The organism is Frankia sp. Hr75.2 (assembly GCF_949319125.1).
GTDB classification, from domain to species: Bacteria; Actinomycetota; Actinomycetes; order Frankiales; family Frankiaceae; genus Parafrankia; species Parafrankia soli.
Map to the genome: position 1 here is coordinate 1 of NZ_CASGGV010000016.1, position 18,920 is coordinate 18,920.

At 70.4% G+C, this 18,920-nt stretch carries 14 protein-coding genes and 2 pseudogenes; 7 read left to right on the plus strand and 9 right to left on the minus strand.

Annotated features, from left to right (window positions below):
• Positions 1-253 precede the first annotated feature (253 nt).
• Positions 254-2,476, minus strand: a complete 2,223-nt coding sequence (locus tag AC559T_RS01810) for an MMPL family transporter (protein ID WP_498867515.1) — start codon at positions 2,474-2,476, stop codon at positions 254-256.
• A 949-nt stretch (positions 2,477-3,425) separates the two neighbouring features.
• Between AC559T_RS01810 and AC559T_RS01815 the strand changes: the two genes are divergently transcribed.
• A complete protein-coding gene (locus AC559T_RS01815) occupies positions 3,426-4,187 on the plus strand; it encodes an LmeA family phospholipid-binding protein (protein WP_498867516.1) in 762 nt (253 codons plus the stop codon).
• Positions 4,188-5,152: 965 nt separating this feature from the next.
• On the plus strand, positions 5,153-6,223 hold the full coding sequence (locus tag AC559T_RS01820; RefSeq protein WP_498867517.1) for a phosphatase PAP2 family protein: 1,071 nt from the start codon (positions 5,153-5,155) through the stop codon (positions 6,221-6,223).
• Between the two features lie 18 nt (positions 6,224-6,241).
• Here AC559T_RS01820 and AC559T_RS01825 read toward each other — a convergent pair whose 3' ends face one another.
• The gene (locus tag AC559T_RS01825; protein WP_498867518.1) at positions 6,242-6,868 is read right to left on the minus strand and encodes an SAM-dependent methyltransferase; all 627 of its coding nucleotides are present in this window, start codon (positions 6,866-6,868) and stop codon (positions 6,242-6,244) included.
• Here AC559T_RS01825 and AC559T_RS01830 point away from each other — a divergent pair.
• Positions 6,864-6,991: pseudogene (locus AC559T_RS01830) on the plus strand (IS6 family transposase); the annotation flags it as partial. The gene AC559T_RS01825 and the pseudogene AC559T_RS01830 overlap by 5 nt on opposite strands.
• An 88-nt stretch (positions 6,992-7,079) precedes the next feature.
• Here AC559T_RS01830 and AC559T_RS01835 read toward each other — a convergent pair.
• The 5 genes from AC559T_RS01835 to AC559T_RS01855 all read right to left on the minus strand — a co-directional run bounded on the left by AC559T_RS01835 (position 7,080) and on the right by AC559T_RS01855 (position 11,968).
• On the minus strand, positions 7,080-8,585 hold the full coding sequence (locus tag AC559T_RS01835) for an alpha/beta hydrolase domain-containing protein (RefSeq protein WP_498867519.1): 1,506 nt from the start codon (positions 8,583-8,585) through the stop codon (positions 7,080-7,082).
• A gap of 48 nt (positions 8,586-8,633) precedes the next feature.
• The gene (locus tag AC559T_RS01840) at positions 8,634-9,242 is read right to left on the minus strand and encodes a TetR/AcrR family transcriptional regulator (RefSeq protein WP_165938724.1); all 609 of its coding nucleotides are present in this window, start codon (positions 9,240-9,242) and stop codon (positions 8,634-8,636) included.
• Between the two features lie 390 nt (positions 9,243-9,632).
• Positions 9,633-10,094: a VOC family protein gene (locus AC559T_RS01845; RefSeq protein ID WP_368956985.1), complete on the minus strand. Its 462-nt coding sequence runs from the start codon at positions 10,092-10,094 to the stop codon at positions 9,633-9,635.
• A gap of 261 nt (positions 10,095-10,355) precedes the next feature.
• On the minus strand, positions 10,356-10,862 hold the full coding sequence (locus AC559T_RS01850) for a DoxX family protein (RefSeq protein WP_112107758.1): 507 nt from the start codon (positions 10,860-10,862) through the stop codon (positions 10,356-10,358).
• A gap of 158 nt (positions 10,863-11,020) precedes the next feature.
• On the minus strand, positions 11,021-11,968 hold the full coding sequence (locus tag AC559T_RS01855) for an NADP-dependent oxidoreductase (RefSeq protein WP_498867520.1): 948 nt from the start codon (positions 11,966-11,968) through the stop codon (positions 11,021-11,023).
• Between the two features lie 182 nt (positions 11,969-12,150).
• Between AC559T_RS01855 and AC559T_RS01860 the strand changes: the two genes are divergently transcribed.
• Positions 12,151-12,642, plus strand: a complete 492-nt coding sequence (locus tag AC559T_RS01860; RefSeq protein WP_112107756.1) for a MarR family winged helix-turn-helix transcriptional regulator — start codon at positions 12,151-12,153, stop codon at positions 12,640-12,642.
• 180 nt (positions 12,643-12,822) lie between these two features.
• Here AC559T_RS01860 and AC559T_RS01865 read toward each other — a convergent pair whose 3' ends face one another.
• Positions 12,823-13,533 (minus strand): hypothetical protein, encoded by a 711-nt coding sequence (locus AC559T_RS01865; RefSeq protein WP_041254333.1) that lies wholly within the window; start codon positions 13,531-13,533, stop codon positions 12,823-12,825.
• A 645-nt stretch (positions 13,534-14,178) separates the two neighbouring features.
• Positions 14,179-14,955: a hypothetical protein gene (locus tag AC559T_RS01870; RefSeq protein ID WP_498867521.1), complete on the minus strand. Its 777-nt coding sequence runs from the start codon at positions 14,953-14,955 to the stop codon at positions 14,179-14,181.
• Between the two features lie 115 nt (positions 14,956-15,070).
• Between AC559T_RS01870 and AC559T_RS01875 the strand changes: the two genes are divergently transcribed.
• The 3 genes and pseudogenes from AC559T_RS01875 to AC559T_RS01885 all read left to right on the plus strand — a co-directional run.
• Positions 15,071-15,418 carry a hypothetical protein gene (locus AC559T_RS01875; RefSeq protein WP_498867522.1) on the plus strand — a complete coding sequence of 116 codons (348 nt, stop codon included), beginning with the start codon at positions 15,071-15,073 and terminating at the stop codon, positions 15,416-15,418.
• Positions 15,419-15,514: 96 nt separating this feature from the next.
• Positions 15,515-17,893 carry a WD40 repeat domain-containing serine/threonine protein kinase gene (locus AC559T_RS01880; RefSeq protein WP_498867523.1) on the plus strand — a complete coding sequence of 793 codons (2,379 nt, stop codon included), beginning with the start codon at positions 15,515-15,517 and terminating at the stop codon, positions 17,891-17,893.
• Positions 17,894-18,641: 748 nt separating this feature from the next.
• A pseudogene (locus AC559T_RS01885) lies at positions 18,642-18,920 on the plus strand (hypothetical protein); the annotation flags it as partial.

An 18,920-nucleotide genomic window follows, 5' to 3' on the forward strand; every position in this document is an offset into this window, starting at 1 on the left:
AAGCAGGACCGCGGGGTACGGGGAGCTGTCGTGGGCGACAAGCTGCGGGTTGAGTCTGCTGGCGGGGCCGGCGGCCACGAAGGCCAGAAGCGCGATCACCACGGTGCCCCGGTGATGGTCCTGGATGTGCCGCCACCGGCTGGTGATCGTCATAGCGGGTTCCTGTCGGGTGCTGTGGCCGTGGCGTTCACGGTACGGGGCCCCGTCCGAGGACCGCGGTGTTGTGCGCGGGCGGTCCTCGGACGGGCGGTGCTCACCGGGCGGACGCGGATTCCAGGGTGAGGGGCTCCTCGATGCCGGCGGCTGGCGCGGGAGCGGCTGGCCGGCTCAGCGTCTCGCCCTCGACGTCGATGTGGGGCAGGACCCGGTCGAGGTGGCGTGGGATCCACCACGCCTTCTCCCCGAGAAGGGCGAGGACGGCGGGGACGATGGTCATGCGGACGACGAAGGCGTCGAGCAGGACGGCGGTGGCCAGGCCGAACCCGATCATTTTGATGATCGGTTCGGCGGTGCCGATGAAGCCGGCGAAGACCGCCATCATGATCAGTGCGGCGGCGACCACGACCCGGGCGCTGTACCCGAACCCGGAGGTGATCGCGTCCTGGGCGTTCTCGCCGTGGACGTGGGCCTCGCGGATGCGGGCGACGAGGAAGACCTCGTAGTCCATGGCGAGGCCGAAGACGATACCGACCATGAAGATCGGCATCATGCTCATGATGGGTCCGGTCTGGTGGAGGCCGATGAGCTCGGCGAGCCAGCCCCATTGGAAGACCGCGACGACTGCTCCGAGGGCGGCCAGGACGGAGAGCAGGAACCCGAGGGCGGCCTTGAGTGGGACGAGGACCGAGCGGAACAGCACGAGCAGGAGCAGGAACGCCAGGCCCACCACGATGGCGAGGTAGGGGACGAGTGCGTCCTGGACCTTCTGGGCGATGTCGATGTTCACGGCGGTGGTGCCGGTGACCTGGAACGTCGCGCCGGTGGCGGCGGTGACCGTGGCGCGTTGCGCGCGGATGGTGTGGACGAGGTCCTTGGTCGCTGCCTCGCTCGGTCCGGTGGCCGGCACCGCGGTGAACACCGCCGTGTCGCCCGCGGTGTTGAACCGGGCGGCCGAGACGGAGACGACACCGGGCGTTGCGCCGATCCTCTGGGTGATCGTGGTGACCGCCGCCTGCGCGTCGGCGGAATCTGCCGCGTCGACGACGATGGTCAGCGGGCCGTTGAAACCCGGCCCGAAGCCCGCGGCGAGGTCGTCGTAGGCACGCCGCTCGGTGGTGGAGGTGGGCTTCGCCTCGTCGCCGGCCGTGCCCAGGCGCAGGTCCAGGACGGGCAGGGCGATCGCCCCCAGCGCGAGTACGGAGAGGATGAGGACGGGCAGCGGGCGGCGCAGGATCAGGTTCGCCCAGCGGGTGCCCGCGTTGGGCCCGCGGCGCTCGGTCTTCTTCCTTGTCCTCTTGCGTGCGGCGCGTGGGAGCACGGCGCGTTGGAAGAAGCCGAGCAGTGCCGGGACCAGGGTCAACGCGACTCCGACGGCGATACCGACGGTGCCCGCGGCGGCCAGGCCCATCTTCGTCAGGGTCGGGACCCCGACGATGAACAGGCCGGCCAGGGCGATCACGACGGTGAGTCCGGCGAACACCACCGACGACCCGGCGGTGCCGGTCGCGATCGCCGCGGCGTCCTGGGGTTCCAGCCCGCGGGCGCGTTCCTCTCGGTAACGGGAGACGATGAACACGGCGTAGTCGATGCCGACGGCGAGTCCGAGCATCATCGCGAGGGTGCTGGTGGTCGAGGACAGGCCGAGGGTGCTGGCCAGGGCCATGATCGAGGCGATTCCGACGCCGACGCTGACGATCGCGGTCAGCAGCGGCAGTCCGGCCGCGGCCAGGGATCCGAAGGTGATCAGCAGGACGAGTGCGGCGATCGCGATTCCGACGGCCTCGGTCACCCCGCCCGCCCCCGGTCGGGTCGTGAGCGCGTCCCCGCCCAGCTCGATGGTCAGGCCCGCTGCCTGGCCGTCTGTGACCGCGGTTCGCAGGGCTTCCTTGGTGGCGTCGGTGAGATCGTCACTGATCGCCGTGTAGGAGACCGTGACGTAGGCGGTCGCCGCGTCCGTGCTGACGGCCCCGCCCTGGAAGGGGTTCACGGCGCTGGCGACCTGTGGGCTGGCGGTGGCCTCCGCGACGACCTGTTCAACAGCGGCGCGGTTCTCGGGTGTGGTCAGGGTCTGGCCTGGTGGGGCGACGAAGACGATGCGGGCGACCGCCCCGTCCGCTCCGGTGCCAGGGAAACGTTCGTCCAGGAGGTCGAACGCCCGCTGGGATTCGGTACCTGGCATGGAGAACGCGTCGTCCGGGGCGGCGGGCGCCCTGGCCGCGCCGAAACCGACGGCGACCAGCACTCCCACCCATAGCAGAAGAACGTATCGGCGCCGCCGGAACGACAGACGGCCCAGCCGATAAAGAAAAGTCGCCACGGGGGAGATCTCCACATCTTCTCGGGTACACGAGAAGACTGCGCGAAACCGGTGGGTCCCGTCGTCGTCCGTACGCCGGCACTTCCGGCTACGAAGAACGCAGTACCCGCGACCCGGCCCGTCATGCTTCTACTGAGCCTGCAGTAGCCGAAAATGACTGCCTCCGGCCGACGCGGAAGCGGGCCACTCCGGTGCACAGTGGTCGAGGTCCCCAACGTGACCAAGAAACGGCGTCCCGTTACCCGGCTCCGGGTTGGGCGCGACACACCACCAGCGAACGGCGATGCCGCGCCCAGGAACTCGACGCGGCGCGGAGTGGAGATGTTCGGTGAACCACACACCCGACGGCGACGAACACAAACCCGCGGACACCGCTCACGACGGCTCCGTTCAGGCACCGGGTCGGAGACCTGGCCCGGACGGCGACCGGCCGACCTGGGACCTGCACGGCCCGTCCCAGCAAGCGGCCCCGCCACAGCAGGCCCCTCATCGGCCGACTGGACCGCCGCCACCCGCCGATGCCTTCCGCCCGGGTCGACCAGTGCGTTCCCCGGCAGGAAGCGCGCAAGACGCGCCGGAGGTCACCCCGCCGCCCGGCAGGACAACGGAAATGATCGGCAGAGCCGGGATCGGCAGGAGTGTCCCGACCCCGGGCATGCCAGCCGGGCCAGAGGCCCTGTGGAGGGAGCGGATCCAGTCCATCCCATCCGCCGATCCCCAACCCGCTCACGCGGCCTGGGCCGACAGCGGAACCCACCCACCCACCGGGAGTCGCATCGGTACGCAGACCGGCGAGGACCACTACCGGCAGGCACATCCGGACGCAGGGGACAGTGCCACCCCCGCGGGTCCAGACGGTCACCCGCCTGCCGTCGGCCCCGGAGACGGATCGGTCTCCCCGAAGCGCCGCCGGTGGCGACGACGCCGACGGATCCTCGCGATCGGCGCGGTGGTCCAGCTCGTGGTGCTCGTGGCGGGCGACCGGTTCGCGGTCTCGGCCGCCGAGGACCAGATGGCCAAACAGATCGAGGCGAGCGTGACCGAAAGCCTCGCCTGCGATGTCATCCCACCGACCGTGAGCAATGTCAGCATCGGCGGATTCCCGTTTCTCACCCAGATCATGTTTGGCACGTTCGAGAACATCGGAGTGAGCGTCGAGGGAATCTCAACACCCGGCCCCCGCATCTCGTCGGTCGAAGCGCACCTCAAAGGACTTCACATTCCAGTCAAGAAAATCCTTACCAACAGCGTTGGTGAGGTTCCGGTCGACGATGTTGAAGCAACGGTCCGTCTCGACTACGACGATGTGAACACGTTTCTGGCCGACCAGCCCGGCAAGATCCAGATCAACCCGGTGGACGGCGGAGAGCAGGTCGAGGTCTCCGGCACGGCCGACGTGCCGATGCTCGGCGCCCAGGAGATCGGCGGTGTCACCACCTTCGAGGTGCGGGACAACGAACTCACCCTGGTCCCCTCCGAAGTCTCCCTGCGCGGGGGACTCAACTTCAGCATCCCCGTGCCCGGTGGCGTGGGGGAGCTGCTCCCCTCGGTCCCGATCCCAGTCGGAGGCCTGCCGTTCGACCTCAGCATCGTCGAAGCGTCAACCGACGCGTCAGGCCTGTCGCTGACCGCGACAGCCAAGGACGTCGTCCTCCCCGAGGCGGAGGCACGAACGCGCCAGTGCCCGCCGGCGGACAACAGCGGGAACTGACCTCACGCCCTCCCGTCCAGGGACATGGCTGCTGCCCGAGCCTGATACGTCGACACCCGTCTCCTCCGGGCCATGGCGCACATAGACCCGTCACAAGGTGGGTTGGCACCGTTCCCGGGCGCCGTGACGTGCTGATGCGGGTCCGCGCCTGCGGCGTCGACGCCGCCTTCCTGCGTAGGGGCGGCACACTACGCCGCCCGGATCGTCCGGTGACCCCGATCCGCCTCGGCTCGTTAACCCCAGAACGCTCCCGCCGACATGATCGGCTCCGGAGGATCGCTCGCCGCCATGCGCGAATACCTACTGATCGAAAACGCTGTGTCATTCTCTGGGAGTAAGGCGGGCGGCGTGTACTGCATTCTCCGTAGCTGGGATTGTCGGCACGTGGACGACGACGGGACTGGCCTGGTCGGACAGGCTGGCGCGGTACCTACGGAGACATCGAGATACCTACCCATCACCAGATCGTTCAGAAGGCGACCTGGCCGCAGCCACCCCGCCAGATCGGTCAGCGGCATCCTCCCTCGGCAGGCAGGCAGGCAGGCAGGCAGGCAGGCAGGCAGGCAGGCAGGCAGGCAGGCAGGCAGGCAGGCAGGCGTACGAGAGGAAGAGGCATGGCCAGACAACTCGCCTTCGTCACCGCGGCCGCCGCGTCGCCGGCCGCCGGCCGCCTGCAGCGCGTCCAGCACACCGACCGGGGACTCCGTCGTTCATCAGTCTTCCTTGGCGCGGTGCCAGAAATTTGGCGGGTCATATCATCCTCGCCCTCCGCGTGCCGCGCGCGCTTCCAGTCGGTGGCGTAACGCGACGGGGATGACGGGCAATATGTAGAGCACGGCTGGTTCTGCGCGATGAGAGCGGCGTCATAATTTCTGGGTGCTTGCCTAACGTACCGATCGGCCGGCACGAGCAGGGGGTTGAAGGGGCATGTCGGCAGAAGAGTGTGAAATGCGCCGGGGTCGTTCATGGTAAGCATGTCATTTCATGCACACGGCAAGGCGACGTCCGCATCCCGCAACGTCGCGCCGCCCCCACGGGACTCGTGGTGGCACAGATCACGGATCGGCCGCCTGACCTCGACGGCCCTGTCCATCGCCGGCCAAGTGCTCCTCCTTGACCTGCTCTACATGCTCTATCGGACGGGCCGGCATCTGGCCGTCGGCCGGGAATCGCAGGCCCTGGCGAACGCCCGGGATGTTTGGAACCTCGAACGACTGCTGTATCTCCCCAACGAGTCCGCGATCCAACAGCTCGCACTGCATTCGACCCAACTCCTGGAGCTGGCGAACCGCGTCTACACCGGCGTCCACTTCCCGGCGTCGACCGCCTTCCTCGCCTGGGTCCTGGTACGACACCGCAACGCGTGGCCACGGGTGCGGACGGTCATCCTCGCCTCGACCGGGGTCGCCCTGGTCATCCACATCCTCTATCCGCTGGCACCACCCCGGTTCCTCCCGCAGACACTGCCGGACGTGACCTTCGTGGACACCGGAACGGTCTTCGGCCCGTCCGCCTACACCGCGGGCGACACCGTAGCCAACCAGTACGCCGCCATGCCCAGCCTGCACGTCGGATGGTCGATCCTGGTCGCCTGGGGCGTGGTGACCATCCTGCGGTCACGGGCACGATGGCTGATTATCCTGCATCCACTGATCACCATCGCCGTTGTTGTGATAACGGCCAACCACTACTGGCTGGACGGCCTGATCGGCGGCGGTCTGGTCGTCACGGCGGTCCAGCTGACCCGGCCTGAGGTCCATGCCCGGATGCGGCTATGGCGCATCTCAGTCAGAGAGCAGCTACGTGGACGGGCCCACGACCTCGACCCGATAGCAGCCAGCACGCCCCCCTCGACAGACGACCTCGACGGGGCATGGCGCAGCGACCCGTGGACGGCCGATGTCGGGACCCAACAGGACCGCAGCCCTGCGGCCAGTACGGCTGCTGCCGGTGCTGCTGATGCCGGTCGCGCTGCCAGCGATCGCCATCCCTTGCCACATGATCAAGCGCAGGACCGCGCACCCGCGACTCCATAGGAACCTCGACTCGGCAGGCTACGGTTTGCGGGCTATTCCGCCGTACATGTGTACGTGAGCATCGTCCACGGCAGCCGCTTGCTCGTCGGGATGCCAGTGGTTGACGAGCACTACTCCGGGGTCGAGCAGTTCCAGCCCGTGGAAGAAACGCTCGACCCCCGCTTGGCCGCGCTCGACCAGCGGAATGCCGTTGGCGTTGTACGCGGCCACCCTGACTCGAACCTCCTCGGGCGCGCTGTCGGCCGTGCAGGTGGACAGCGCCAGGATGCTGCCCGCCGGCAGCGGACGCATGATCCGATCGATGAGGTCCTTGACGACGGTGTCGTCGACGATGAAGTGCACGATCGCGATCAGGCTGACCGCGATCGGCTGGCTCAGATCGAGTGTTTCCCGCAGCTGGTCGGACTCCAGGATCGTCTCCGGGTCGCGGAAGTCGGCGTCGAGATACGCGGTCCGACCCTCGGGGGTGCTGGTGAGTAGCGCTCGGGCATGCACCAGGACGATGGGGTCGTTGTCGACGTAGAGAATCCGACATGATCGGATGGTGCATCGACGTGCCGCCCGTCCACCGGTCTCGGTCTCGGAGTTCACCGGCTTCCGGTTCCCACCCGAGGTGATCGTGCTGGCGGCCCGAAGGTTGATCATGCGCCTCCGCTCCGCCCAGACGATCAGCACCGGGCGCGCTCTGTCCAGAACATCCGCCGCGGACATTACGAACTCGCTATCGAGACCGAACCCCGGCTCCGCCTATCGGCTGCCTTCACCGACTCGCCCTCGCTGTCTGATCACCGGGTCCGACCGGGGCCTGGCACGCCACGCCTTCCCCGAATGCAACAGCCCCGTCGATGCCAGGGATCTATTGGATGCGGGTCGGTTGCGCGTAGGCGAGGAGCGCGTCGCGGTCTGCCGGCAGGACGAATCCGGCTTTGACCGTGCTGTCCGCGGCGGTGGTGTATTTCTGTAGGTAGGCGTCACTGGACGGGTAGAGCGCGGTGAGACGCTCGGCGGGCAAGGGTGTCGTGGAACCGAACAGGCTGCAGATCACGGAGGGGTTCGGGCCGGGGGTGCCCGACAGGACGTCGGCCGGTACGTCTACGGGTGGGGTCCGCACGCCGCCCCGGGCGATGCCGTCGGCGTCGCGGGCGACCTGCGGCGGGCTGTTCTGGGTGACCTCGAGCCGCGGTGCCGTGGCAGGCAGCGTCCCCTCGCTTACCCATTCCTCCAGGGCGTGCAGTGCCGCCTTAACGACGACGTGCATGGGTGCATTATTGATCGCTCCGCAGCCGAGTGCGTCTGCGAACGGCCCGACTGTGTGTGCGTCAGCGTGCGCGGCCCCGGCGACCTCCCAGAGGCGGAACTGGCCGCTGTCGGGTTGGCGCGAGACGACGGAGTTCAGTGGGGCGCGTAGGTCCCCCTCGGCTTGCACCTCGAGCACCGGCACGTCGGTGTCGGCCCGGATGATCACAGGTGAGGTCGCCGTCTCGGAGCCGAGGCTGGCGGGCTCACCGGGCGCGACGAGCGGAAGGCCGCCGCTGCCCCGGCTGTGGATGAGGAAGCCGTCGAACTCGCGGGTGAGGGGTTGCACTCCGTTGATGTAGGTGACGAGCGCGTACGCCGACTGGGACTGTCCCGCCGCGAGCACGTGCTGCGGCTTCAGGTCACCCATCGCCCCGCCGCCGGCACGTACCCCGCGCGCGGCTTGGGTGAAGATGTCGAAGGAGTACCCGTCGCCGGGTTGGTTGAGCGAGCCGTACCGTGCGGAGTCGGTATTGACCAATCCGCCCGCGGTGGCGCTACCGCCGCCGGTCGGGGTGAGCGCGGGGCCGCCCATGACGCCGATGCGCTGCGCCGAGACACCGACCCACGCGTCGCCCTGCCGCATCAGCTCCTCGTGCGTGCTCGACCACACGACGTCGGAGTCGGTCCCGGAACTGACGTTGAGCCACTCCACGACGACAGTGCCGCTGAACTTGTCCGCGGCTGGTCGCCGTACGAGCACCCGGGTGGTGTACGGGGCGGTAGTGCCGGGTTGGAATGTCCAGCGCCCGTCGGCACCGAGCGCACCCTGCGGGTCGTACGACGTTGCCGTCCCCGACGCGGCGTACTCGGTCTCGACGTACCCGGTGCCGGCCAGGTCGACCTTCGTCGGGGAACCCAGGCCAACACCATTGCCGCCGCTGAGCTCGTGTAATTCGGCAGCCGGTCCCGCAGGTCGCGGCGGTGCTGTCGGAGTCGTCTCCGTCGCCGTGTTCGACGCCGGCCCCGACGCGTCGGAACATGCCGACCCGAACACGGCGACGGCTAGGAAACAGGCGAACGCCGAGACATGCCTATCCGTTGAGAACTTGCGCTTTCTGGCCACGTTCTCCAACCCCAATCGTTTCTATGGAGGACACTGCTGCCCGGGTCATCAAACGTGACCTCCGTCCGCTCGGAGGTGCTGGCCAGCGGTGACGACCGACATGAGGCGGAGCAGGCGGTCCGTGAACTCCTCGGGATCGAGCGGGTCCTCGCCGTCGATCAACCAGTCGTTGATGACCGCTGCCATCCCGCCCGAGAAAAACGCCGTCAGGTCCTCCACCGCGGCTTGGTCCAGCTCGCCGAACAACATCCGCATGACCGGCCGTTGGAGTGAGCCGAGCACACCGTTCAGTGCCCTGGTCATGGCGAACGCGCACGAGCCGGTCAGCATCGCGCGGTAGAACGACCGGTGGTGGGCGAAGTGCCGCGCCGTTGCCAGTGCCCGCCGCCGCCCGGCCTCGGTGCCGCCCTCGAGCTGCGGAAAGAGTTCCCGCCTGACCAGGTCGATCGCGGCCTCCACCAGAAGCGACTCACGATCACCGAACTGTACGTAGATCACTTGCCGGCTCACGTCCGCCACCGCGGCGAGGTCGGTGACCGGGATGGCCGCCGTGCCGCGCTCGGACACCAGGCGCACCGCGGCCGAGAACAGAGCCGCGCGTGAGCGCTGCACCCTCCGGTCGAGGGGGCGGGGTACCTGCGGCGGCTCGGGGTGCACGAATCGATAATAGACATCCGTCCACAAAGCGACAAGTGTCAATTATCGCTGCCGTCGGGCAGCTTGACCGCACCAGCTGTCCCACTGCACCTGTGGGGTCGCAGAAGTCGGCCTGGGCCTGTGACCTGGGGTGATGCGACGACGCAGGGCCGGCGGCATGATGGTCGGCTGTGTCCGTGCGTCTGCTCTGTGCCTCGCGGGTTTTCTCGTCGCCGACGGGCACTATGTCGGTAAGATCAGCCGCGCCGTTGTGGCTCGTTCGTATTTGTTGATCAGACCACGGAGGGACGGGTAGCCGGCTGTCCCGACCAAGCAATCATCCTCGTGACCAGCAGGAACACGACTTTGCGGTGACCCTGGGTACAGAGGGGTCCGGCAGGCCGTGTGGTGTCATAGGCGCAGCGGTCGGGCGGTCGGGTCGGTCCAGTGCGCGGGGTCGTCCCAGTCGACGCCGGGTACGTCGACGAACAGTTCGATCTCGTTGCCGTCGGGGTCGAAGATGTACAGGCTGTGCGTGAACCCGTGGTCGGTGGCGCCGCGGATGGGGACGCCGTTGGCTACCAGGGTCGCGAGAACCTCGCGCAGTTCGTCGTCGTTGTCGCCGACCTTCAGCCCGAAGTGGTAAAGGCCGACGTGACGACCACGCTGCAGCGGGGCCGCGGACCGGCCGACCTCGAGGAGCAGCAGCTCGTGGTGGGTACGCCCGCCAGCGTTGAACGCCATCCCGCGGTAGCGCAGGGGCTCGTCGCCGGAGTAGGCCGGGCGCCATCCGAGGATGTCGCGGTAGAAGTGGGCCGAACGGTCCAGGTCGCGCACGTACAGGACGATGTGTCCCAGCTCCTTGATCTGCACAGCCGTTCCTCTCGACGTGGTCCCCGGCCGGGGCCCTCCAGAGCCTCTTCACTTGCCGCAGCCGAATGTGAGCGCGGGTTTTCCGGCAGCGGGGCCCGCGAACACGTAGCTACGTCGGGTGCGGTGCCGCCGGACCCCGCGGCCGGTGTATGGCACGGTGATTGTTGATGTGGTCGCCCCCCAGGTCGTGGACCTGGGGGGCGATCGGGAATAGCAGACGTTCTTCCCCCGGGGCGAACAAGGGTGTCGGTCTGCGCGGGGTTACCCGCGGATCAGTAGGACAGTCAGGGCGGTGAGCACTGCCAGGACCAGGGCGGCGACGCCGTGGACAAGCCGGTGGGAGCGCAGGACGGGCAGGAAGCGGTCTGCCGCGTAGGCACCGGCGCCGGTCAGGGCGACAGCGGCACCGGCGACGGCGAGGAACAGCTCGTACTCGATTCCCTGTGGAGCGAAGAAGCCACCGTCCCATTTCACAGCCACCGCGTTGATCATAGTTCCGACGATCGCGGCGGCGGCCAGTGGAGTGAGTACGCCGAAGACGAGACCGAGCCCACCGAGGGTCTCGCTGAGTCCCGCAATGACCGCCATAGCCCTGCCCGTGGGATAGCCGGACATACCGAAGAACTGGCCAGTGCCGTCGAGACCGCCACCACCGAACCAGCCGAACAGCTTCTGGCTGCCATGCGCCGCCATGGTCAGCCCGAGCCCGAGGCGTAGGAGCAGCAGCCCGATGTCAGTGCCACGCGAAACCGCTGCGGTGTCGCCCACGCCAGAGAACCTGAGGGCGGTCAAGGGTTCCGGCGCGGTCCTGGTGCTGCTCGAAGAAGACACCCGTCTTATCTCCTGTCTCTGCCGTACATGTTGGTCACCTACGGTTCGGTGTGTCTCCGCGGGTGTTCCCGTCAGTGGTTATGGGGCGCGTCCTGTCAGTCGCCGATCTTGACGACGATCTTTCCGCGGGCGGTACCGCTGGCGAGAGTGGCCAGCCCGTCGGTGGCCTTCTCGAGGGGCAGGACGGTGGTGATGTCGACCTTCAGAGTGCCGGCGGCGGCCAGGGCGGCAAGCTCCGCGATGAGCTCGCGGACGGGGGCGGCCATAACGCTGGTGCCGGTCAGGCCGGCGGCGGCGAGGGCCTCTTCGTCGGCGGCGCCCAGGGTACTGGCGACCTTGCCGCCCTTGCGGACCACGTCCAGAGGCGCACTGTCAGGGGTGTAGGCGACGAGGTCGATCAGGGCGTCGACACCGTCGGGGTAGGCGGCGCGCACCTGCTCGGCGACCGGGCCGGCGGTGTAATCGACGACGGTGGCCGCGCCCAGCGCGGTCAGCCGGCCGGCGTCGGCGGCGGTGCCGGTGGCCACGACGGTGACGCCGCGTGCCGCGAGCAGCTGGACGGCGTACGAACCCACGCCGCCGCCGGCCCCGACGACGAGAACGGTCTGACCCGGCTCAGGCTCGACGGTGTCGACGGCCGTCTTGGCGGCGGCTGCGGCGAGGGGAAGCGCTGCGGCGGTGGTGAAGTCGAGGCCGGCGGGCTTGCGGGTGACGGCGGCGGCGGGCAGCAGTGCGTACTCGGCGAGGGTGCCGGCCTGAATCGGTGGGGCCAGCAACATGTGGCCGATCACCTCGTCGCCGACGGCGACGTGGTCGACGCCGGCTCCGACGGCCTCGACGACGCCGGCGGCGTCACGACCGAGGACCAGCGGGTAGGCGTGCGGCATCATCTCGGCCATCATTCCGGCGGCCAGGGCGTTGTCGATGGCGTTGAGACCGGCGGCCTTCACGCGGACCAGCACGGTGCCCTCTACGGGCCCGGGGACAGGCAGGTCGGACAGCCGGGGCTGCTCGCCCGCGGCCGGGACGTTCAGTGCGCGCATGTGTGCTCCCTGGGGGATCGGGATCGTTGACGACCCCGGTGGGTGAGCGTCGCGGCCAAACTCGCAGCCTCGGACACCCAGCCTGTGAGTTGAAGCTTCAATTTCAACCTAGGCGTGATCACTTGACCTGTCAAGTTGTCAACGGCCTTGGCTCGGTTGATACTTCAAGCTAGGCTGAGGGCGTGGACGCGCAGCAGCCGCGCTGGCTGACCGACGAGGAGATGCAGACCTGGCTGGCCCTGGTCAGCGTGCTGATCAGGCTTCCGGCGGCGCTCGACGACCAGCTCCAGCGTGACGCCGGGCTCAGTCACTTCGAGTACCAGGTGCTGGTGGGGCTGTCCGGGGCGCCCGAGCGCACCCTGCGGATGAGCACCCTGGCCGTATTCGCCAACGGATCGCTCTCCCGGCTCTCCCACGTGGTCGGGCGGATGGAGAAGGCGGGCTGGGTGCGCCGCACGCCGGATCCCACCGATGGCCGCTACACCCTGGCGATCCTCACGGATGCGGGCTGGGAGAAAATCGTCGCGACCGCCCCCGGGCACGTCGACGCGGTCCGCGCCCTGGTCTTCGATCCCCTCACCCGCGCGCAGCAGCGGCAGCTGGGCGACATCGGGCGCCGCATCGTCCGCGCCGTCGACCCCGACGGCAGCCACCTCGACAGGCTCTCCGGCTGACGGTCCTCTACCGCCACATCGCCCAGGGCCGCGTCGAGGGTGACCGCCCGCCGTTGTCCCCACGTCGGCTGACTCGGCTGCTGCTCACCGACCCCGCCCATCTCAAGGAATCCCGCCGCGGCCTGCCCGATGAGCTCACCGCCGCCTGCCGCGGACACACCCGAATGCCGTTGCGGCCTTCTAGTTGGCGTCCGCACCTCCGGGTGGGGTGCGGGCCGGCAGGACGCGGCCGATCCCGAAGGTGATCAGCGCGGTGCAGAGGGTGATCGCGAGATCGGTTGGTGTCGACGGGGTCGTCAGGTGCGCCGCCGACAGCACGAGAACCAGGAAAAGCCCCGCCGCCGTGCCCGCCGGGACGAGACGTAGCCCACGCCGCCATGGTGCCGGTGCGGGAGCGTTCCGCCGCGCCGCGAGCAGGGCCGCCGCGAGCAGCAAGCCCGCGAGCGTGAACATGCCCAGGATGAACAGGCCGTAGGTGGAGAACAGCGAGCCGCGGACGTCGGCGTGCCCGTTCGCGGCGGCCACCGTGGCGAGATCGGTGTCACGGATCTCCACCCTGACCGGCAGCGAGCCGCTGGCCCGCCGGGCGAGGTCGCGCAGGTCGAGATCGACCGTCCAGGTCGCCGCGCCGCGGGCCGGGACGGTCGTGCGCACCCGGGTGTCGTAGTCGAAGAAGGTCAGGCCGAGCACCGTTCCACTCAGCCGCACCGAGTCGACCTCGAGCGCCGACCGGCCGAGGTTCTCCAGGCCGACGACGAGGCGCGTCGCGGCCGACGCGTCGAGGATGACGTCACCATCGAGGGGGCGGCCGTCGATGGTGACGGACAGCCGTGTCGTATTGTCGTTCTCCGCCCAGGCGGTGGGTACGAAGAATACCCCGAGCCATGTCATGCAGATAACAAGGGCGGCGAGGAGACGGCATTTTGGTGCCGTTGCCGGCCCGCGCGATCCGGAAATCACATCTCCCCTTCCGGCCGGTAGCTCACCGAATCGGATGTTACGCTGGCCAGGATCTCGGCGGCCCTTCACCGCAATCGTATTGGGTGGGGGCGGGCGCCGTTCGGGTGGCGCACTTCGGGGGCCGCGCCGCCGTCGAACTCCACCATTGGGTGGTACCGGCGATCACCGGCCCGCGTGTCGGGCGGGATCGCGGCCGGCTTTCACAATGCTGGAAAACTATTCCGGGGGTGGGTGGATGGTGAGCGGGCGACGCGCCGCTGGAATGCGCGGGAAACCGTGGGTTCTCCGTGTTCTCCTGCTCGCGTTCACCGCTCTGTTCTGCGGCGTCATCGGTGCTGTTCCGCCCGCCGGGGGCGCGGCCGTGCCGGCCTCGGCGCTCGACACCGTCGCGCCGGCGGTCACGTCCTCGTCCGAAGCGCCGGCTGTGTCGCCGTCCGAACAGCCGGCACCACCGCCACCGCCACCGCCACCGCCTGCCCCTGCCCCTGCGCCCGCGCCGTCCGCGGAGCCGGTGCCGCCGCCGGCGGGTTCCGGAGCGGCGCCGCCGGCCGGCGCTACCGAGCCGAACTCCGGCGATCAGGACGCGCCCGCGGGCACGATCGCGGGCACGACCGCACCCGGCGGGGCCGGGTCGGGAGGCGACAGCCCGACGACCGCGCCAGGCACTCCGACCACCTCGCCCTCGTGCGCGGCTGGGGGAGCGGCACCGCGCCGGCGCGGCTGCCCGCCGCCCACCCCCGGTGAGACAGCCGATCCCGGGGAGACCCCCACCCCTGGCGGGACCGCAGGCCCCACATCGAGCCCGCCCTGCGGGGCCGGCCGGGGTACCGGCTCGACGGCGGCACCGGGCGGGAACTGCGGCGGCACCGTCGTCTGCCCGAGCCTCGGCCGCCCGTTCGACGCGCTGCCCCTGCCCGGCTGCCCGCCGGGCGACCACCCGACCGGCGGCCCGTCCGACGGCGGAGGGGACTCCGGAAACGGAGGCGGCGGCGGAACGAGCGGCGGCAGCGGCGGCAGCAGTGGCAGCAGTGGCAGCGGTGGCAGCGGTGGCAGCGGCGGCAGCGGCGGGGCCCCGGTCGTGCGCTGTGACGACGGCTCGTGGGCCCGCACGGCCGGCGACTGCCCGATCCGGCGCGTCCAGTGCCCGAACACCCCGGTCAGCGTGGCCGTGGGGGAGCCGTGCCCGAAGCCGGCGTCGGCCCGGCCCGTGCCCGTCGCCTGCTGGGACGGCTCCACCGCGCCCAGCACCGCCGCCTGCCCACCCGGCCGCACGTTCTGCCCGGGCGGCGTCACCGTCCCGCTCGGGAGCAGGTGCGCCGAGCCGGCCGAGTCGGCGAAGTGCCCGCCGGGCACGGCGCGCGTCCTCGGCGCCTGCACCCCGATCGCCCGGCCGGGCTCGCCGCCACCGCCGCCCGGCGCCCCCGTAGCGCGCGAGCCCGAACCCGGGGAGCTGCGTTTCGACCGGTACGTGCTGGCCGCCGGCGACCTCCTCTACGCGCAGGGCGCCGGCTGCACCCCGGGCGCGGAGACGACCCTGACCGCCGGCGGCGAGCTCGTCGGCCGTACCGTCGCCGACCAGGACGGCCGTTTCGAGACCGTGGTGCGCTTCGCGAGCTTCCGTCCCGGCCACCGGCAGGTCGCCGCGGACTGCGGCGCCCACCTCGCCTCCGGCGTCGACATGATGCTGGTCTCCGCGGACACGAGCGCCTCCGTCCCGTCGGTGGCGCTGCCGTTCCTGCTCGCTTTCGGGTCCCTCGCCGTCCACCGCCAGACGGCTCCCCTGCGCGGCCGTCGCCCCCGGCGGCGGCAGCCGTAGCGGGTGACGGTGAGCTCGTCCAGCCTCGGTGGATCCGATGGATCCGATGGATCCGATGGACCCGGTGGGTTCGATGGGTTCGACGGCGCCGATCCGGTGCGGGTCGGGCCGTACCGGCTGCTGCGCCGGCTCGGCGCGGGCGGCATGGGCACCGTCTACCTCGGGCTGAACGGTTCCGGGCGGCAGGTGGCCGTCAAGCTCGTCCGACCCGACCTGGCGCGGGTCGCCGAGTTCCGCGAGCGGCTGAAGCGGGAGGCGGACAGCGCCCGGCGGGTCGCCCGGTTCTGCACCGCGGCGGTGCTCGACGTGAACGTCACCGCCGACGTGCCCTACCTGGTCACCGAGTTCGTGGACGGCCCGACCCTGGCCGAGGTGGTGCGCGAGCGCGGGCCGCTGCACCCCGCCGAGCTGCACCAGCTCGCCGCCAGCATGGCCACCGCGCTGATGGCGATCCACCGCGCCGGCATCGTCCACCGCGACCTCAAGCCCAGCAACATCGTGCTCTCCCGGCTCGGCCCGAAGGTCATCGACTTCGGCATCGCCCGCGCGCTCGACACAGCGTCCGTCCTGAGCGGGGAGCACCCCGTCGGCACCCCCGCGCTGATGGCCCCCGAGCAGGCCCGCGGCGACACGATCACCTCCGCGGCGGACGTCTTCGCCTGGGGCGGGGTGCTCGTGTACGCCGCCACCGGCCGCTACCCGTTCGGCACCGGCCCGGCCGCCGCGCTGCTCTACCGCACGGTCAACGACACCCCCACGCTCGACGGCTTCGAGGACTCCCTGCGCCCGCTGGTCGAGGACGCGATGCGCAAGGCCCCGGCCGACCGGCCCACCGCCGAGCAGCTCTACGCCCGGCTGCTCGACATGCGCGTGGACGAGGCCGAACTACCCCTGGGACCCCCGCTCGCCGAGGTCACCGCGCTCGTCCAGCCGGTCGCTCCCAGGACGCCCGGGAACCGGCCGTCGCCGTCGCCATCACTGTCATCCTCGTCGTCGGTGGAAACGCAGGCCGCCCCGCCGACCCCGGTGACCGTCCTGTCCCCGCACAGCTCGCCGTCGCCGGCGCCGTCCACGACCGGCAGGGCCGGACCGGCCTGTCAGGCCAAAGCGGCAGGTCGGGCCAAAGATGCTGGACGGGCCAGAGCGGCCGGGCGGAGCCGACGCTGGTCGAGCCGAGGTGGGGGGCGCGGGATGGCCCTGCTCGCGGCGATCCTCGCCGCGGTCGTCGCGACGGTCGTGCTCGTCGTGGTCGACAACCGTGGCGCGCCCAGCCCGACCGGCGTGCCCGAGCAGGTCGCGGCCAGGGCGCTGCGGCTGCAGTTCCAGGACCGTCCGCTCGCCCGCCGGCTCGCGCTCGCGGCCTACCACGCCGCGCCGGAGTCGGCGTCCACCCGCAACGCGGTGATCGGCCTGTTCGCGTCCGACGTCGACCCGGTGGTGGCCCCGCTGGGCAGCCGCGTCCTGAGCGCCGCCCTGTGCCCCGACGGCCGGCTGCTCGCCGCCGGGACGGAAGCCGGGACCATCGAGCTCTGGGATCTCACCGACCTCGCCCATCCCGTCCACGCCGGCACCATTTCCGGGGTCGGTGACTGGGTCTACTCGGTGGCCTTCGACCCGGGCGGGAACCTGCTCGCGGCCGGCGTCGGCGACGGAGCCGTCCGGCTGTGGGACGTGACCGACCCCGCCCGCGCCGGCGCGCTCGCCACCATCGCGTTCCACCGCGACCGGGTGCGCTCCGTCGCCTTCGCCCCGGACGGCGCCACCCTCGCCTCCGGCGGCGACGACGGCCAGGTCGGCCTGTGGGCGGTGACCGACCCGGCCCATCCGCAGCGGCGGTCGGCGACCGACGGCGCCGTCGCCGGGATCCGGTCGCTCGCGTTCTCCCCGCGCGGCGGCCTGCTGGCCCTCGCCGGCGACGACGGCTCCGTCCGGCTGTGGAACGTCGCCGATCCGGCGCGGCCCGCCACCAGCTCCACCCTGCGCGGCACCGGCCGCACCGTGCAGTCCGTCGCCTTCTCCGCCGACGGCTCGACCCTCGCCGCCGGCGGCATCGACGGCTCCGTGCACACCTGGCGGGTCGACGGCCCGGGAGCCGACGGCCCGGGATCGGTCGTCGACCTCGGCTCCACCCCCGGCGGCGTCGGCGGGGTGACCAGCGTCGCCTTCAGCCCGGACCGCGCCATCCTGGTCTCGGCCAGCGAGGACGAGACCGTCCGGCTCACCGACGTCTCCGCCCCGGCCGACCCCGTCCCGCTCACCGACCTGCGTGGGCACACGAAGGCGGTGAGCGCGGCGATGTTCGTCCCCGGCGGGCGGACCGTCGTGTCGGCCAGCGGCGACGGCTCTGTCCGACTGTGGACGGTCGACCCCGCGGCACTCACCCGCGACGCCTGCGCCGACCCGGCGAACCAGATCGGCTCCAAGGAGTGGTACGCCAACTTCCCACACCTGCCCTACGCCCCACCCTGCCCCTGAAGCCCAACCAGATGGACGCCTGTCCGCCGGCCGGAAGTAGCCGTCACCCTCGGTGGTCGGACCATAGCGGTCCCAGGCAGCGCCAACATCACCCGTTACACCGCTAACTTGAGTGCGCCCAGTGATCAGGAGGTGGCCCGTGAGGCCATGACGTGATCTGAAGCTCGTCGTCGCTTGCCGGTGGGAGTCCGGTCCGGGTAGCTGCCAGGAGGCCCGGTAGCAGGTTGCCGGCGTCGGGGGGAAACGCCCGGCGTCGAAGCGCAACGTCAAAAGCCCTGAGAAGGGGGAGCGACTGGACGGTCCGTAGCATAAAGCGAAGCCTGCAGCGCCGTTAAAGTGCCTGCCGCAAGGTGGGAAGAGGGAGAGCCGAGCCCCTTCAATCAGGGTGAAGGCCATGGAAGCGGTGAAGATCCTGGAATGCAGCCGCGAGGAACTCCCCGGCGTAGGGGGCACGGAACGTTCAGACAGCGACGGCGGGAACTGGGGAGGCCCTCCCCGGCCGAAACAGGCAGCGGAACCTGTGGAACGGCGACGTCCTATAACCGGCGAGGAACCGGGAAATGGGCGAGCGTGTCGGGAGGGCGTCGGAGGCGGCCATATTACCGGTCGAGCCGGACGGACAACATAACCGCCGGTGATGGGAAGGGCCGCTACTTCGTCTACGCGCTGGTGTGAGGATGACAGATCGGTGAGTGCCGTTACGGCTAGGTCCACCCTGGCGGCTGTCCGTGGGGACAGGGTCCGCGCCTTGCAGCATGCGCTTTACCGGGCGGCCAAGGCCGATCCCGGACGGCGGTTCCACACGCTCTACGACAAGGTCTACCGCAAAGACGTCGTGGCGCGGGCGTGGGAGCAGGTGCGCCGCAACCGCGGCGCAGCCGGCATCGACAACATCACCCTGAGTATGGCGGCTACTGGTGCCGGTCGACACCGTCATACGGCAGGTGAACGCCTTCCTACGAGGCTGGGCTGGGTACTTCCGCTACGGAAACCCTACCCGTCAAGATGGCATGAGACAGGCAATGCC